This is a genomic window from Mixta gaviniae, from assembly GCF_002953195.1.
GTDB lineage: Bacteria > Pseudomonadota > Gammaproteobacteria > Enterobacterales > Enterobacteriaceae > Mixta > Mixta gaviniae.
On record NZ_CP026377.1, the window covers coordinates 2,261,714 to 2,277,718 of the forward strand.

Here is a 16,005-nt window from a genome sequence, read left to right on the forward strand (position 1 = left end):
CGGTAATGAAAAAGCGACTGGCGATACTTCTGTTTATGGCGGGCTGCGGCGTGGCGCAGGCGGCATCAGATGTAAGCAACCAAGCGGAATCCTATATCGTGGGGCTGTGCGCCATGACCGGCGAGCAACAGGCGAGCGGACAAACCCAGGAACAGTATGTGCAGAAGCTGAAGGATATGGCGAAGCGCGGCACCTCGCCGTACGCCATGGACAAGCCGGAGTTTAACGAGGATGAAGCGGAGAAAGTCGCCGCCGCCTATATGCAGTTGCCCGACGCGGTGAAAAAGAAAAACCATCAGGATCAGGACGCCTGCAAAAAGGCGACCATGGCGCAGTATCAGAAAGCGGAGTAAGGATAACGGACGCCGAAAAGCGGGCTGCGGCCCGTTTTTTTATGGGCGCCATCTGGCCGCCGGCACGCCGCCCCATCGCCTGCGGGCAAAAGAGGCGTCCATGTAACGGCGAGCAGGCCGATCGGTCTGATGGCGAACAGAGTGGCGACAAAAAGAGACCTGAACGCTAACGATAAACGGGCGGATGGGTGCCGCGAGTAAACTGCCTGGCCAGCCTGGTGACAAACAGGCTAACCAGCGTCTGGTGAACAGGCTAGTCGGCATCAATGGCAAACAGGCGGCGCAGCGCGCGTTTGCCGCTCTGCGTGACGCTTATCTCACGGTATCCCGGCACGCCAGTCAGCCAGCCTTCCTGCAGACAGAGCCGCAGCAGCGCGGCGCCCGCGTCGCCGCCAAGATGAAAACGCCGCTCGCTCCAGTCGAGACAGGGGCAGCAGGCTTTGCGGCGCGGACGCGGATCAAGCTGCGCGCCCATCTGCAGCAGCTGCGCCCTGCCTGCCGCCGTCAGCGCCAGCCCGTCCGACGTTAACCACGCCTGCGCCAGCAGCGCGTCGTAAATACGCACCGCCAGCTCGCCGGCCAGATGGTCATAGCAGGTGCGTGCGTGTCGCAGATGGCCCGGCGTGCGCGGCGTCGGCGCGGCGTGCGCGGACATCGACACCCCCATCAGGTTTTCCAGCAGCCCGGCGATCTCTTGCCCGGCGAGGCTGTAGTAACGATGTCGCCCCTGCGAAAGGCACCTGACCAGCCCGTTGCCCAGCAGCTTCGTCAGATGACCGCTGGTCGTCGATGGCGCAATGCCCGCCGCCGCACTCAGTTCGGTCGCGGTCCAGGCGCGTCCGTCCATCAGCGCGCAGAGTATCGCAATTCTGGAGGGATCGGCCATGGCGGCGGCCAGCGCCGCCATGGCTGCTTCCAGCGCGGGGGCGGGTGCCGCCGTGCATGTTGTGTTGCTCAGGCTCATTCAGCCGGTGGCTCCCACGCCAGCGTCGCCGCCCCCGCCCGCGTATTGTCGTCGGTCAACAGGATCAGGCGATGACGGTGATCGCTGTACTGCACCTGGATATTCACGCCGACGGCGGCGATGGCCTTCGCGATATCGCCCAGTTCGCCGGGGCGAGTCTGGCTCAGCTTCCTGATCAGCGGCGAGGTCACCGCCCTGACCTCAAACCCTGCCGCCGTCAGCAGCGACCGCGCCCGCTCGCCCTCCTCCACCAGAAAATGGGCGTGGCTGACGCCGTCGGCAACAAACACGCCGCCGCCTTCCAGCCCGATGCCGTGCCGGCCCAGCGTGGCGCCGAACCGCGCCAGCGCGCCGGGGCTGTTGCTGAGGATCACATGAATATCATACATGGCGCGTCTCCCCGGCATCGGCAACATATTCCCGCACCACGTGGGCGATGCGAATGCGGTAGCGCGAGAAGAGCGAGCGCTTTCCTTCCGCCTGCGCCGCCTGATGCTGCGGGTTGCGCTTCCAGTTCAGCACCGCCTCTTCATTTTCCCACCAGGAAAGCGAGAGGATTTTCCCCGGCGTGGCGAGGCTTTGAAAGCGCTCCAGGCTGATAAAGCCGGGCACGTCCGCCAGCAGCGGCTTAAGTTCGGCGGCAAGCTGTAGATAGCGCGCCTGTTTTTCCGGCACCGCGTCTGCTTCAAAAAGAACGGCAATCATGGTTTTCCCTCAGGTTGGTTTGCCGCTGCAGTGTATACACGCCGGCGCGATGATGCTTCGCCCGCCGCCGAAGCATGGCTGCTTTCTGCCATAGCGCTTTGTCGGTCAGCAAGCGGTCAATAACCGCAGGCTGGCTACGCTCTGGCGCTACTCTTTGCCGGTCAGGAAGCGGTAGATCACCGACAGATCCTGCTCGCCGTAGCCCGCCTCAACCGCCTGTTGCCAGAGCTGCGCGATATGCTGCATCCCCGGCATCGACTGATCTTCGGCGGCGTCCAGCGCCAGCTGCGCATCTTTCAGCGCCCAGGTCAGGTGCATTTGCGGCGTGTAGTCGCCCCCTTTGATGGTGTCGAGTTTCACTTTGGCGTAGGGCGCCGCCAGCGGCCCGCCCTCCAGCACCGACCAGAGATCGTCGGTAGAGAAGCCAAACTGCCGCGCCAGGCTGGCGCTCTCGGCCAGGCCCTGCATCATGGCGATCAGCCAGACGTTGACCACCAGTTTCATACGCGATCCGGCGCCCGCGTCGCCCAGCCAGCGCGCCCCTTTGCTGATGGCGGTGAACACCGGCTCCAGCTTCTCCGCCCGCTGGCGATCGCCGCTGGCCAGCACCAGGATCTGCGCGTTTTCCGCCGGCGCTTTGGTACCCGATACCGGCGCGTCGATATAGACCACATCGGGTCGCTGCTGCGCCAGAAAGGCGATCAGGCGGTCGGTCGCTTCCACGCCGATGGTGCCCATCTGGCAGAATACCGCGTTCTGCCGCAGCGACGAGGCGATCTGTTGCAGCACCCTTTCGGTGGTCGGGCCGTCAGCCAGCATCGCCAGCACCACATCCGCCTCAGCGGCCGCCTGCTGCGGCGTATCGTGCAGCGTCATGCCGGCTGCCGCCAGATCCTCGCCGCGCGCGCGGGTACGGTTCCAGCCCGCCACCGGGAAATCTTTTTTTATCAGGTTAGCGGCGAAGGCGTGTCCCATCGCACCGAGTCCCAACACTGCTACAGAGGGATGCTGATTCATCTCGAAGTCCTTCTTCTTAGTAAAGGTCAGTTAATCCTGGCGCATTTTGCTACAGCGTAAATCGCCGCCGCGCCGATTGCCATCATTTCCGGCAAAAGCAACGACATAGCGCAAGGTGGCGCGGGCCGGCGCGCGGCTGTGCCGCAGCTTCTGCGGCATTAACTCAATTTTATGTCACGATGTTTTGCAAAATATGACAGACGTGCCAGGCTTACGCGCAGTTGTTACGGATGGTTCGTTATTATTTCTGCAGGACGCTACTGATGAAAATGATCCCTGTTGCTTCCCGACCGGCTCGCCTGCGCGCGGCGCCGGCCCTGCTGGCGTTATGCTGCGCCAGCGCCTGGTCCGCCAGCGATGAATCGACCATGGTGGTCAGCGCCGCGCCCGGCGGCCTCTCCGAGCTGGACACCCCCGCCGCCGTCAGCGTGGCCTACGGCGATGATATTCGCCAGGCGGCGCCGCGCGTGAATTTGTCAGAAAACCTCTCCGGGCTGCCCGGCCTGCAGATCCAGAACCGGCAGAACTATGCGCAGGATTTGCAGATTTCGATTCGCGGCTTTGGCTCGCGATCTACCTACGGCGTGCGCGGCATGCGCATCTACGTCGACAACATTCCGGCCACCATGCCGGATGGCCAGGGGTAGACGTCCAATATCGATCTTAACTCCGTCGATCGCGTGGAGGTGCTGCGCGGCCCCTTTTCCGCACTCTACGGTAACGCCTCCGGCGGGGTGATCAATATCGCCACCCAAAAAGGGGTGCAGCCCGCCAGCGTGGAGGCCAGCAGCTATTACGGCAGTTTCGGCAGCTGGCGCTACGGCCTGAAGGCGCAGGGCGCCGTCGGCGACGGCAGCCAGGCAGGCGATGTCGATTACACCGTCTCCGCGACTCGCTTCAGTACCCACGGCTACCGCGATCGCAGCAGCGCCCACAAGGATCTCGGCAACGCGCGGCTCGGCGTGCGCATTAATGATGTCAGCACCCTGACGCTGCTGTTTAACAGCGTCGATATCAAGGCACAGGATCCCGGCGGCCTGACCCGTGCCGAGTGGCGTGATAATCCGCGCCAGTCGCCGCGCGCGGACGCCTACGATACACGCAAAACCACCAGGCAGACGCAGGCGGGCCTGCGCTATCAGCGCCAGATGAGCGAAAGCGACGATTTCAGCCTGATGGCCTGGGCGGGCGAGCGGGAAACCACCCAGTACCAGTCGATTCCCCGGGCGCCGCAGTTGAAGCCAAGCCACGCTGGCGGCGTGATTGCGCTGACCCGGCACTATCAGGGCGTCGACGCGCGCTGGACGCACCGCGGCACGCTGGGCGCGCTGCCGGTGACGCTCACCGGCGGGCTCGATTACGAAACCCTGAACGAACGCCGCCGGGGCTACGAGAACTTTGTGCTACATCACGGCGCGCCGCAGTTTGGCGAGAAAGGCAACCTGCGCCGCAACGAGCGCAACCTGATGTGGAACCTCGATCCCTATCTGCAAACCTCGTGGCAGCTCACCTCCGCCCTGACGCTGGATGCGGGCGTACGCTTTAGCACCGTCAACTTCGACGACAACGATTTTTATGTGCATCCCGGCAACGGCGACGACAGCGGCGAAGCGCGCTATCATCGCTGGCTGCCCGCCGCCTCGCTGAAATATGCGCTGAGCGACAGCTGGAATATTTACGCTTCCGCCGGTCGCGGCTTTGAAACGCCGACTATCAACGAGCTTTCCTACCGCGCGGACGATCAGGGCGGCCTGAACAACCGGCTGCAGCCCGCTACCAGCGACACGCTGGAGATCGGCAGCAAAACCCGCATTGGCAACGGCCTGTTCAGCGCGGCGATTTTCCAGACCGATACCCAAAATGAAATCGTGGTCGATACCTCAAGCGGCGGCCGCAGCAGCTATAAAAACGCCGGGCAGACACGCCGCCGCGGGCTGGAACTGGCGCTCGATCAGCAAATTGCCGGCGACTGGCGGCTGCGTATGGCCTGGACGCTGCTTGACGCCACCTACCGTGATAACGTTTGCGGCGATGCCGCCTGCAGCCCCGGCAAACAGGTGCCGCGCGGTAACCGGCTGCCGGGCATCGCGCGCAATATGGCGTCGGCGGCGCTGGAGTATGCGCCGGAAGCGGGCTGGTACGGCGGTGCAGAGCTGCGTTATATGAGCCAGATCCAGACCAACGACCGCAATAGCGAGCAGGCGCCCGCCTATGCGGTGACCGCGCTGAACGGCGGCTATAAGCTGCGCGCCGGCGCCTGGATGCTGGATCTGTTCGGTCGGGTGGATAACCTGTTTGATCGCAACTATGTCGGATCGGTGATCGTCAACGAAGGTAACGGCCGCTACTTTGAACCGGCGCCGGGCCGCAACTATGGCGTTGGCGCCACCTTAAGCTGGACCTTTCAGTAGGGAAGGATCAGGCCGCGCGTAATGGCAGGCTTGCCGCTAAGCCGCCAGCCTGGCCGGTGCGCACGCGGCTGGAAAGCGAAAAGCCGCGAAAAGCGCGCGCCGCCACGCAGCGGAGCCCTGGCGAAGGTGCTGACCGTACGGACGCGGCGTTGCGCCTTCGCCCACGCTGCCGCTTACGGGCGCGGGTAGTGGATTAAATCGTGGATCAGCGTCGGCGCGTCGCGGCGGTTGCGGTAGGCGTGCGGCGCATCAGCATTAAAGCGCAGCACGTCGCCCTGGCGCAGCAGCCGCCACTCGCCGTTCACCTGAACCTCCAGCTCGCCCTCGATCACCACCACATGCTCAATCACGCCCGGCGCGTGCGGCGCGGATTCACTGCAGGCGCCCGCAGCAAACTCAATCGCCAACAGATCAAAGCCCAGCTGCGCATCGAAATCGACCAACGGCGTCACCCGCATCTGCGCATTTTGCTGCTGAAACGGCGGCCGCCGCACTGCGTCGCCGTCAGGCGCGGCGGGCGTAATAAAGTGTGAGAAAGGTACCGCGAAGCCGGTGGCGATTTTCCATAAGGTGGCCACCGTCGGGCTGGATTCGCCACGTTCGATCTGACCCAGCATCGCCTTGCTGACGCCGCTCTGCTCCGCCGCCTGCGTCAGACTCCATTGCCGCCCGGCGCGCAGCGTCTTCAGCGTCTGCGCCAGGTGTTGTGCTAAAGCGTCCATCTCTTCTCCTGTTGCCTCTACCCGCTTGTGCGCTATAGCGCACGATGCTATGTTGTGCGCTATAACGCACAAGGAGCAAGCATACTATGTCAGCGGCGCAGCGTGAACCCTCATTTAGCGTTACCCTTATCATCGCCGGTTTGGTGGCGACACTGGTCGGTTACGCCAGCTCAGCGGCGATCGTGTTTCAGGCCGCCGCTGCCGCAGGCGCGACGGCGCAGCAGATCGGCGGCTGGCTCACCGCGCTGGGTCTGGCGATGGGGATCAGCTCTTTCGGGCTGTCGATCTGGTATCGCCAGCCGATCCTTACCGCCTGGTCGACCCCCGGTGCCGCGATGCTGGCGACCAGCCTGCATGGCATCACGTTGCCGCAGACCATTGGCATCTTTCTGTTTACCAACGCGCTGATTGTGCTGTGCGGCGTCAGCGGTCTGTTCGCCCGGCTGATGAAGGTGGTGCCGCAGGCGATCACCGCCGCGATGCTGGCGGGGATCCTGCTGCGCTTCGGCCTCGGGGCGTTCGCCGGGTTGCAGGTCGATCTGGCCCTGTGCGGCGCGATGTGCGCGGCCTGGCTGCTGGCGCGGGTTTTGCTGCCGCGCTACGCGATTATCGTCACGCTGCTGACCGGCCTGCTGCTGGCGCTGGCGCGCGGCGATCTGCATATCGCGCAGCCGCTGATGACGCTGCGCTGGCCCGAGGCGGTGATGCCGGAGTTTTCTCTCTCTGCGCTGTTGGGGGTTGGCCTGCCCTATTTTCTGGTGACGATGGCATCGCAGAACGCGCCGGGCATCGCCACCTTGCAGGCGCACGGCTATCAGCCGCCCGTCTCTTCGCTTATCAGCTGGACGGGCCTGATCGCCCTGCTGCTGTCGCCGTTCGGCGGCTTTTCCGTTTGCATCGCCGCCATTACCGCGGCCATCTGCATGGGCGATGAGGTACATCCCGATAAGCAACGGCGCTGGGTCGCTTCGGCCATCGCCGGCGTTTTCTATTTGCTGGCCGGGCTATCGGGTGGCGCAGTCGCGCTGTTGCTTACCGCGCTGCCGCCGACGCTTATTCATACGCTGGCCGGGCTGGCGTTGCTTGGCACCCTTACCGGCAGTATTCAGCGCGCGCTGGAGCAGGAAAATAGCCGCGATGCGGCGATGATCACCTTTTTGATTACCGCTTCCGGCATTACGCCGGGCGGTATTGGCGCAGCCTTTTGGGGATTATTCGCCGGCGCGGTCGCATGGCGTCTGTTAAGCCTGCGGCCACGCAATTAGGCGGCGCGGTTATTTTATTTCGTCGACAACAGGAGGCGCGTTTATAAGACGTTCACAGCGAAACCGCTGTCACCTTTGTCACTCGTCAGACCTCATTCCAGCGCTGTAGAAACGGGCGGCCCTGGTGCGCAGTGGAATTAATTCCCCGGCTTCGTTAATAAGAACAAGACGTTATTTACGTCATTTTTTAACCAGCACAGGAAATAGTTGTACAAGACCCTCATCTCTTGTCCAGGTATGGCGATCGTAGAGAGGCATCGCGGCAGAATATTAATACGCGCTTTTACCTGAATCCGGCGCAAGAAAATATATTTCCTGACGGCGTTAAGGAATATTAATCAGCCTGTGAATAACATGAAAGAGGTAGGTGGCTTAAAATAGCGCATGCGGGAGAAATAAAACACTCCGGCTGAATAACCATTATCAGGCCGGAGTGAAAGGGCGTTAAAAAATGGAATTGCGGTTAATCTTTATTCTGCGGGCTTACGTCCTCCGCCGTGGCTGTTCTGGCCACCTTTGCGCCCCGCTTCTGACGCCTTCTGCGGATTGTTTTTGAAGTTGCCACCACTGCGTTGGCCGCCCTTCTTGCCCGCTTCAGATGCACGTTGCCGATCGTTAGCGAAATTACCAGCACCACCACGATATTGAGTCATAACAATTCCTCTTTTTTTAACATTCAAGTAGTCAACTTACTCCCGACAGGAGATAAGTAAGCGGAACAACGTTATTAAATGTAGAAGCTGAACACCGAAGTGCAACTATTTTTATCACCCTATTTCGTCGTGCGGAAACAGTATAAGAGCGGGTGCCGCAGTTGTTTTAATTACCGAATTAGCAGAGAAAAACATAATGCACAGGCCGTTTAAGACTATTCCTAAAACACTGAAAATTAAGATGCAAGCCGACATTTTTTCGTTAATCTCATGCAGGTTTAAATCTATGCTCAGTAACTTCGGGACAGGGTGGATCATGTCGATAAAATGGTTCCGCTCAGACAGGGTGTGTCGTCAGAGAAAATTCGTTCCCCTTATTATGGGTAATGCGGTTTTCCTCCTGCTGGACGATGGCGGCACATTGATACGCTCGCGGCTGTGGCTCAAACGAAACGCACGCTTTTTTAATGAAGCCGATGCGTCTTAATGCCTTACCGGACAGCCCACAGCGGCTGTCCCGCGCGTTGTCATATGAATATCAACCAAATACGCGCTCTTTTCTGACGTTTGATTTGCCTCATGCACGGATAAAATCACCCGAATCGCCGATACCACACGATTTTCTGCCTCTGGCAGCGTCAAATAAGGGCCCTCACAGGTGGCAAAAACATTCTTACGCAGCGGAAACCTGGATGCCGTACTCGCTTTAGGAGAAAACGGCCAGCCGGTTTACCTTTCTGCGCTTCAGCTACGCGAAACGCTACGCCTGCGCAAGCAGCAAAAACTCGCCGACTGCCTGGCAATCCCGCAGGCCAATGAGCGCGGCGACCGTATCGACTGGTACGCCCCCTTCTCCGGCCGGGTAAAATCCTGGAATGCCGCCAGTGAAAGCGAGCGCCAGCAGGCGTTGAGCCAGCTGGAAAACCATCAGCAGACGATGACCGCCATCAGCCAGCGTGCGCTCAGCGCCGATAAACCGGCGCTGAAGCTGTTCGGCGCGCTGCTCAGCAAAGCCTTTCAGTTTCCCGATCGTCAATATGTCTACCTGGTGGATGGCCGCCCGGTGCTGACCTTTTGGGGCTTTGTCGAGCTGGATAAGCGTTCGCGCAGCGATGCGCTGGCGTGCCTGCGCACCACGCTGCAGCCGGAGCCGCTTTCCGACGAGCCGCTGGTGGCCGCGCCGCTGCCGAAAGCCGCCCCGACACCTGTGCCGGCGACACCTGAGCCAGTTATCGCCCCGCCGCCTGTGACGCCGCCGCCCGCCTCCGCGCCGGTCAGCGCCTATCAGGCGATGACCGAACTCAGCGACAACGAGAATGACAATGAGACCGTGAGCGAAGCCGCGCCAGCCGTTGCGACGCCGGCCGCGCCCGCGAAGCGTTCGCGCCGTCTGCTGTGGACAGTGGTGCCGTTGACGCTGGCGATCGCCGCCGCGCTGGCGGTAAGCTTCTGGCCGCACCATGCCGAACAGCCGATCGCAGCCGCGCCGGAACAAGCGCCGGAAGCGGATAGCAGGCCGCACGCGATTATTCCGGCGGCAACCCAGGCGAAATCGCTGGCGCTGCGCGATACCCTGCCGCTCCGCGACGCCGTGGTGGCCGCGCCTGCGCCGGCCGCCGCGCCGGAAACGCCCGCGCCGACTGACGCCGCACCGGCGCCGGCTATGCCGGTGGCGAAAGATGCGCTGGTGATGCCGACGCACGCGGTGCGCAACGGCTCGACCCGTTTCCTCGACGGCAACTGGCGTGTTTCGCTGCAGCTCAGCAATATGCCGGGCTTTAAGGCGCCGAGCCTGCGTTATCAGTTCCGCGACGGCAAAGGCAGCGCCACGCTGATTCAGGGCGACGGTACACGCTGTAAAGCGGAAGCCACCGCCGGCCTGATGAGTTCAGGCAACCTGATTATTAACAGCCGTTATACCGCCCGCTGCGCGAACGGCACCCGTTACAAAATGCCGCAGCTGGTATGTAAACAGGGAGATGGCGCCGCCGTGTGTGAAGCGCAATTTGGCAATGATGTCACTTACCCGATGTCGATCAAGCGTGAGAGTAAATAAGAATGCTGGCGCCCATCACTGATTTTAAACAGAAAATTACCCTGATTGCCGAAAGCGGCATCCAGTTTCTTGATTTCGCCATCGCCCTGAGCGACAGCCAGCCGCGTAACTTCGTGCGCCAGACGGCCAACGGTCCGCTGCTGCGCGTCACGCAGGATGCCGCCAGCGGCCGCTTTCTGCTGCCGCAGGAGAACGGCGCCGCGCCGGAGGTGGTGAAGCCCGAATGCACCACCACGCTGGCGCAGTCGCTCGATCTGCTGGCCGGCGTATGGCTGCCGCTGCCGATCCTGCGCTGTGCCCCGCCGCGTCAGTTTATCGGCGGCCCGGAAAACTGGGCGCGCCTGCAGATCGCAGCGCTGGATCAGCCCGACGCGGAAGGCAACACGCACCGCGTGATGCTGGCGTTTGATACCCAAACCTGTGCCGAAGAGAGCGAACAGGCGCACCTGATGCTGACGCCCGCCGATGCCAACAACGGCGTCGGCTTCGCGCTCGCCTGGCATAACTATGAGCTGGGCGAGTTTCTCGATCTGACCTGGGTCGACGGCTGGCTGCGCGAGATCTTTACCCAGCGCGCCGCCGAGCGCGAAACGCGTCACGCCCACGAGATCAAAATGGCGCTGCGCGAGTTCGAATATCAGGCACACTATCTCAACCTGCTGGAACTGCTCGGCAGCCAGTTGGCGCTGACCGATATTCGCGTACTGACCGCTACCCTGCAGGAGCCGGTGGTCAACGTCGATTTGATCCTCGATGTCGGCAATTCCCACACTTGCGGCATTCTGGTGGAAGATCACCCTGACGAAGTCAACGGCCTGAAGCAGACCTACGAGCTGCAGCTGCGCGATCTTTCGCAGCCGCACCGCATCTATAACGAAATGTTCGACAGCCGTGTTGAATTTGCCGAAGCGAGCTTCGGCAAAAAGAACTTTTCCGTGGAGAGCGGCCGTGATGACGCTTTCGTCTGGCCTTCGCTGACGCGCGTCGGCCGCGAAGCGAGCCGGATGGCGCTGCAACGCGCCGGTACCGAAGGCGCGACCGGCATCTCCAGCCCGCGCCGCTACCTCTGGGACGAGGCGCGCTACGCCGCCGGCTGGCGCTTTAACCGCGCCGATCGTATCGAGCCGCAGGCGATCGCCGAACCTCTGATGACCCTGATTAACGATGAGGGCGAACCGCTGTGGCAGGTCGAGGAAGATGAGCGTCTGCCGGTTTTCTCCGCCCACTACAGCCGCAGCTCACTGATGACCTTTATGCTCAGCGAACTGCTGGCGCAGGCGATGATGCAGATGAACAGCGCCGCCCAGCGACAGAAAATGCCGCACAGCTACGCGCCGCGTCAGCTGCGCCACATCATCCTTACCCTGCCTTCGGCGATGCCGAAGCCGGAGCGCGAAATTTTTCGCCGCCGCATGCAGGACGCCATCGCGCTGGTCTGGAAAGCGATGGGCTGGCATCCGGCCGATGTTGGCTTTGAGACAGATCGCGACAAGGCGCTGAGCCTCCGTCCGGTGCCCGATGTACAGATGGAGTGGGATGAAGCAACCTGCGGCCAGATGGTTTACCTGTTCAACGAAACCCAGGTCAATTTCGCCGGACGCGCTGAGGCGTTCTTCGCCAGCATGGCGCGCCCCGATCGCCTGCGCGACGCCGACGAACCGGCGGGCAAAACGCTGCGCATCGCCTCGATCGATATCGGCGGCGGCACCACCGACCTGGCGATTACCCATTACGCGCTGGACGACGGCCAGGGCAATAACGTCAAGATCAATCCGCGCCTGCTGTTCCGCGAAGGCTTTAAGGTGGCGGGCGACGATATTCTGCTGGATGTGATCCAGCTTTATGTGCTGCCCGCGCTGAACGGCGCGCTGAAACAGGCAGGCCTGGCGAACCCCGACAGCCTGCTGGATAAGCTGTTCGGCTACGACGGGCGCATGGACGGCTTCTCCACCCTGCGCCAGCAGGCGACGCTCCAGCTGTTTATTCCGCTGGCACAGGCGGTGCTGGAGCGCTATGAGACCTACGATCCGCTTGACGTCAGCGCCGAGATCGAAGCGCTTTACGGCGAACTGCTGACGCAGCGCCCCGGCGCGGCGGTGCTGGACTATATCAACGGCGAGGTGCAGCGCGCGCTCGGCGGCCAGCAGAGCTTCGATATTCTGCAGGTGCCGATGGTAGTCAGCCTGAGCCAGCTGCACGGCGAATTCCTGTCGCACCGCATGGCGATTGTGCCGGCGCTGCGCTCGATGGCGGAAGTGGTGTCGCTTTACAGCTGCGACGTGCTGCTGCTGACCGGGCGGCCGTCGCGCTTCCCGGGCGTACAGGCGCTGTTCCGCCATCTGCAGCCGCTGCCGGGCAGCCGCATTCTGTCGCTGGAGGGCTATCACACCAGCGACTGGTATCCGTTTAATAAAATGGGCCGCATCGATAACCCGAAATCGACCGCCGCCGTCGGGGCGATGCTCTGCCTGCTGGCGCTCGATTTACGTCTGTCGAGCTTCTGGTTTAAGGCGGGCGATTTCCAGCCCTACTCAACGATCCGCTATCTCGGTATGCTCGACGACAGCCACGCGCTGACCAGCGATAACGTCTGCTACAGCGAAATCGACCTCGATGACCCGAACTGGACGCCGGATCGCAAAAGCAGCTTCCAGATCCGCGGCAACGTCTGCCTGGGCTTCCGGCAGCTGGATAATGACCGTTGGCTGGCGTCGCCGCTCTACAGCCTGACGATCAACGACGCGCAGCTGGCGCGCAAGGTTGCCGGCGACAGCGTACTGCGCGTGAAGCTGGCGGTGGAGCAAGGGGCGCAGTCCGGCGCGCCGGAGCGCTTTGTGCTGGCCGATGCCCGGCTCGACGACGGCACGCGCGTGCCGTTATCGCAGCTAAGTCTTAAACTGAATACATTGTCCGCCAGCGGCAATGCCAATGCCCAATACTGGATCGACAGCGGGAGCGTATTTAAGAAATGAAAGCCGTTACGCTGAAACAGCAGGCCTCGCCCTTCAGCCAGCAGGTTGAGGAAATGAACAGCGGCATCGATCGGGCGTTGGCCTGGATCGACAGCCAGCGCACGCAGTCGTCGCGTCTCGATATGGAAGCGGATGGCCTGAAACTTTCTTTGCGTCGCGGTAAATATCAGCTGCGCCAGATGCAGCGCGCGCAGCCCGGCGAAAGCGCCATCGGCTTTTATGGCCTGTCGCAGGCGGGCAAAGCATCGCTGCTGCAGGCGCTGGTCGGCGATGCGCAGGGCCGCCTGACCACCCAGCTGGCGGGCAAGGCGCTCGACTACCTGACCCATATCAATCCCGGCAATCAGGATTACGGCATGGCGACCCGTTTCAGCCACCTGTATGACGTGGAAGATGCCGCCAGGCCGCTGTCGCTGTCGCTGCTGAGCGAAGCGGAAATGACGCGCATGGTGCTGATGGCCTTTCTGCTGCAGCCGAAAGGCGACAGCGAGGCGAAAACCCTTGAGGCGCGGCTGGAGCATCTGCAGCGTCTGCGGCAGCCGCAGCCGGTTAACGGCCTCGCCAGCGAAGAGCTGGTGGCGCTGTGGGATTTTAGCCGCCGTCAGGATAGCGGCCGCGCGGCGCTGCTGAATCGCCACTTCTGGCCGCAGGCGTGCGAACTGGCGCCCTGGCTGAGCGTGGATGACCGCGCCCAGCTGTTTGCGCTGCTGTGGAATGATGATGAGACCCTGACCGCGCTCTGGCGTCAGCTGGCGCATACCCTGCACGCTCTGCATCATGCGCCGCGCGTGCAGGCACCGCTCTCACTGTTAGTGGATGAATCGCTGCTGCCCGCCGAACTGCTGTTCAGCAACGCGGCGGCCACGCTCAATGGCGCGCAGGAGCGCCTGGTGGAAGTGGTGCCCTGCGTCGCCGATCGCGGCGTGCGTCCGGTGCCGCTGTCGCTGGCGGAGCTGCAGCTGCTGACGCTGGAGGTGCTGATCCCGCTCTCGACGCCGCCGCGTCAGGCGCTGTTCGACCAGGTGGAGGCAATAGATATTCCCGGCTACGGCGCCGCGCTGGATGAAGAGACGCGCGACGAGCAAGCGCAGGCAGCGAAGCGCCATCCGCTGGCGGCACGTCTGATGCGCGCCCGACGCGCGCTGTTTCTGGAGTTTTACGGTGAGCGCCAGGGGCTGGATCGCCTGCTGGTCTGCACTGCCGCCAGCGAGCGTCAGGACGCCAGCCTGGTAGGCCGTATGCTGACCCAGTGGCTGAAGACCATGCAGCGCGGCGACGGCGACAGGCCGAGCGCGCAAAAACCGGTGCTGATCTGGGCGGTTACGCGCTTCGATGGCCGTTATCTGCAGAAGGCGAATATCGACGAAGCCGTGCAGCGGCAAACCGGCGTCGCCGGTAGCGACTGGGGTTCGATGCTGGCGCAGGATGCGGGTGGCATCGAACGTATGGCCGCCTGGCTGCAGGCGGAGGTAAAGCCGCTGGAGCGGCTGGCGCGCCTGAAAGAACGTTTACAGCGTCTGCGGCTGGAACTGGGCGATCGCCTGCTGGCCAACTGGGCGCAGCCGGTCAATGATCTGCAACAGAAGCAGCAGATCGCCGATAACCTGCTGAAGGCGCTGCAAACCCGTACCGGGCTGCATGGAGAACTGCTGGAGCGGCTGCAGCCTTCGCGCGAGCAGCTGCGCGCCATCTATCTGCTGCCGCAACAGCAGCAGCAGGCTGCCGCCGGCGCGCAAAGCGTGCAGAGCGCGCCGAATCTGCCCAGCAGCCATTTCGGCATCGGCTTTGAATTCGACCTGTTCAGTAGCCAGCCCGACCCGACGCTGGCCAGCGAGGCCGAAGAGGCTTCGCCCGACAGCGACAGCCTGTTCGCCCATAACGTGCAGCGCTACTGGATCCATCATCTGCGCAGCCTGCCGGAAAACGATGGCCTGCTGTCGCTGCTCGGCGTCAGCAAGGGCACGCTGCAGATGCTGGTTGAAGAGCTGATTACCGCCAGCTTCCGTCTTGATGTCGCCGGCAGCCTGCTGCGCACCCTGACCGAACATGAGGCGGCTAACGCCCCGCGCGAAGGCAAGGTAGATCGTCAGGTCTCGCGCGCGCTGACGGTGCTGGGCGATTTTGTCGCCTGGCTCGGCTTCCTGAAGCGTGACGCGCAGACGCGTCCCGACAGCCGCGTTAACCGCGGCCACAAGATTTTCGCGCAGCCGCAAACCCCGGCTGTCAGCTTCGGCGCAGCGCAGCGCCTGACGCGGCTTTCCGCCGCGCCGGCCAACACCACCGCATTTTATATTTATGACTGGCTGGTTGGGCTGAACACGCTGATTGTGGAAAATAACGGCTATGCGGGCGGCAGCGATATCGACGACGCGGCGCGCCTGCCGCTGCAGCAGGCGCTGACGCTGATCCAGTCGTAAGCAGAACGCGCCCGGCGTCGGCCGGGCGCGCAGGCGATGGTGCCGGTTGGCGGACGCGCCATACTCTGTCGCCGCTTTATCCGCTCTGTTACCCGCTGCATCCCTTTAACGGCCATCCGCTATCATGCGGCACCCGCGCGCGCCATCTCTCTTCGGCGCTTATCCGCTCTGTTATCCGCCGCCCTCCTTGACCTGACGCTCAGCAATAATGCAGCGCCAGCGCGCCCTGCAGCGTTTGCTGCGCCTCTTCCAGCAGGTCAAAAATCGCCGCCAGCTCGCCGCTTTGATCGGGCGACGGCGCATGACACAGCACAATACGCGCCGGCAGCGCGATGTCACCGGTCAGCGCATCCCAGAGCGCATCAAGGTTGGCGCCAAAATGGTCGCCGACGCCGCTCTGTGCGGCAAAACAGCGATAGAAGTCGGTACGACAGGCGATGATGGAAAAATCAAAGCGCATTTCCAGCACG

Annotated in this window: 12 protein-coding genes and 1 pseudogene; 6 read left to right on the plus strand and 7 right to left on the minus strand. The window is 62.6% G+C overall.

Features of this window, described 5'->3' with window-relative positions:
• Positions 1 to 5: 5 nt before the first annotated feature.
• Positions 6 to 353, plus strand: a complete 348-nt coding sequence (locus C2E15_RS10535; protein ID WP_104957324.1) for a hypothetical protein — start codon at positions 6 to 8, stop codon at positions 351 to 353.
• Between the two features lie 253 nt (positions 354 to 606).
• Here the strand turns inward: C2E15_RS10535 and C2E15_RS10540 are convergent, their stop codons facing one another.
• From C2E15_RS10540 to C2E15_RS10555, 4 genes are all read right to left on the minus strand, one after another.
• Positions 607 to 1,317, minus strand: a complete 711-nt coding sequence (locus C2E15_RS10540; RefSeq protein WP_245912378.1) for an ArsR/SmtB family transcription factor — start codon at positions 1,315 to 1,317, stop codon at positions 607 to 609.
• Entirely contained in the window at positions 1,314 to 1,706 is a 393-nt protein-coding gene (locus C2E15_RS10545; RefSeq protein WP_104957326.1) for an amino acid-binding protein, read from the minus strand. The genes C2E15_RS10540 and C2E15_RS10545 overlap by 4 nt, the downstream gene beginning before the upstream one ends.
• Positions 1,699 to 2,022 (minus strand): antibiotic biosynthesis monooxygenase family protein, encoded by a 324-nt coding sequence (locus C2E15_RS10550; protein ID WP_104957327.1) that lies wholly within the window; start codon positions 2,020 to 2,022, stop codon positions 1,699 to 1,701. The genes C2E15_RS10545 and C2E15_RS10550 overlap by 8 nt, the downstream gene beginning before the upstream one ends.
• Positions 2,023 to 2,169: 147 nt before the next feature.
• Positions 2,170 to 3,039 carry an NAD(P)-dependent oxidoreductase gene (locus C2E15_RS10555; protein ID WP_104957328.1) on the minus strand — a complete coding sequence of 290 codons (870 nt, stop codon included), beginning with the start codon at positions 3,037 to 3,039 and terminating at the stop codon, positions 2,170 to 2,172.
• Positions 3,040 to 3,302: 263 nt separating this feature from the next.
• Here C2E15_RS10555 and pqqU point away from each other — a divergent pair.
• A pseudogene (gene pqqU, locus C2E15_RS10560) lies at positions 3,303 to 5,450 on the plus strand (TonB-dependent receptor PqqU).
• Positions 5,451 to 5,623: 173 nt separating this feature from the next.
• Here the strand turns inward: pqqU and C2E15_RS10565 are convergent.
• Positions 5,624 to 6,172 (minus strand): helix-turn-helix domain-containing protein, encoded by a 549-nt coding sequence (locus C2E15_RS10565; protein WP_104957329.1) that lies wholly within the window; start codon positions 6,170 to 6,172, stop codon positions 5,624 to 5,626.
• An 86-nt stretch (positions 6,173 to 6,258) separates the two neighbouring features.
• Here C2E15_RS10565 and C2E15_RS10570 point away from each other — a divergent pair, with 86 nt between their 5' ends.
• The gene (locus C2E15_RS10570; protein WP_104957330.1) at positions 6,259 to 7,437 is read left to right on the plus strand and encodes a benzoate/H(+) symporter BenE family transporter; all 1,179 of its coding nucleotides are present in this window, start codon (positions 6,259 to 6,261) and stop codon (positions 7,435 to 7,437) included.
• A gap of 470 nt (positions 7,438 to 7,907) precedes the next feature.
• Here C2E15_RS10570 and C2E15_RS10575 read toward each other — a convergent pair whose 3' ends face one another.
• Complete coding sequence (locus C2E15_RS10575; protein WP_038626107.1) at positions 7,908 to 8,090, minus strand: con-10 family general stress protein; 183 nt, start codon at positions 8,088 to 8,090, stop codon at positions 7,908 to 7,910.
• Between the two features lie 658 nt (positions 8,091 to 8,748).
• Here C2E15_RS10575 and C2E15_RS10585 point away from each other — a divergent pair.
• From C2E15_RS10585 to C2E15_RS10595, 3 genes are read left to right on the plus strand one after another with little or no spacing between them, the layout of a single operon-like run.
• Positions 8,749 to 10,146 carry an SrfA family protein gene (locus C2E15_RS10585; RefSeq protein WP_104957332.1) on the plus strand — a complete coding sequence of 466 codons (1,398 nt, stop codon included), beginning with the start codon at positions 8,749 to 8,751 and terminating at the stop codon, positions 10,144 to 10,146.
• A gap of 2 nt (positions 10,147 to 10,148) precedes the next feature.
• Positions 10,149 to 13,118 carry a virulence factor SrfB gene (locus tag C2E15_RS10590; protein ID WP_104957333.1) on the plus strand — a complete coding sequence of 990 codons (2,970 nt, stop codon included), beginning with the start codon at positions 10,149 to 10,151 and terminating at the stop codon, positions 13,116 to 13,118.
• Positions 13,115 to 15,535 (plus strand): virulence factor SrfC family protein, encoded by a 2,421-nt coding sequence (locus C2E15_RS10595; protein WP_104957334.1) that lies wholly within the window; start codon positions 13,115 to 13,117, stop codon positions 15,533 to 15,535. Before C2E15_RS10590 ends, C2E15_RS10595 begins: the two co-directional genes overlap by 4 nt.
• A gap of 199 nt (positions 15,536 to 15,734) precedes the next feature.
• On the opposite strand, the gene C2E15_RS10600 is transcribed toward C2E15_RS10595, so the two are convergent.
• A complete protein-coding gene (locus C2E15_RS10600) occupies positions 15,735 to 15,995 on the minus strand; it encodes a barstar family protein (protein WP_104959148.1) in 261 nt (86 codons plus the stop codon).
• Positions 15,996 to 16,005: the final 10 nt, after the last annotated feature.

Excerpts from the sequence above, each read along its gene's own strand:
- C2E15_RS10535 (WP_104957324.1), top strand. The coding sequence starts at position 6 with ATGAAAAAGCGACTGGCGATACTTCTGTTTATGGCGGGCTGCGGCGTG.
- C2E15_RS10540 (WP_245912378.1), bottom strand. The coding sequence starts at position 1,317 with ATGAGCCTGAGCAACACAACATGCACGGCGGCACCCGCCCCCGCGCTG.
- C2E15_RS10545 (WP_104957326.1), bottom strand. The coding sequence starts at position 1,706 with ATGTATGATATTCATGTGATCCTCAGCAACAGCCCCGGCGCGCTGGCG.
- C2E15_RS10550 (WP_104957327.1), bottom strand. The coding sequence starts at position 2,022 with ATGATTGCCGTTCTTTTTGAAGCAGACGCGGTGCCGGAAAAACAGGCG.
- C2E15_RS10555 (WP_104957328.1), bottom strand. The coding sequence starts at position 3,039 with ATGAATCAGCATCCCTCTGTAGCAGTGTTGGGACTCGGTGCGATGGGA.
- C2E15_RS10565 (WP_104957329.1), bottom strand. The coding sequence starts at position 6,172 with ATGGACGCTTTAGCACAACACCTGGCGCAGACGCTGAAGACGCTGCGC.
- C2E15_RS10570 (WP_104957330.1), top strand. The coding sequence starts at position 6,259 with ATGTCAGCGGCGCAGCGTGAACCCTCATTTAGCGTTACCCTTATCATC.
- C2E15_RS10575 (WP_038626107.1), bottom strand. The coding sequence starts at position 8,090 with ATGACTCAATATCGTGGTGGTGCTGGTAATTTCGCTAACGATCGGCAA.
- C2E15_RS10590 (WP_104957333.1), top strand. The coding sequence starts at position 10,149 with ATGCTGGCGCCCATCACTGATTTTAAACAGAAAATTACCCTGATTGCC.
- C2E15_RS10595 (WP_104957334.1), top strand. The coding sequence starts at position 13,115 with ATGAAAGCCGTTACGCTGAAACAGCAGGCCTCGCCCTTCAGCCAGCAG.
- C2E15_RS10600 (WP_104959148.1), bottom strand. The coding sequence starts at position 15,995 with ATGCGCTTTGATTTTTCCATCATCGCCTGTCGTACCGACTTCTATCGC.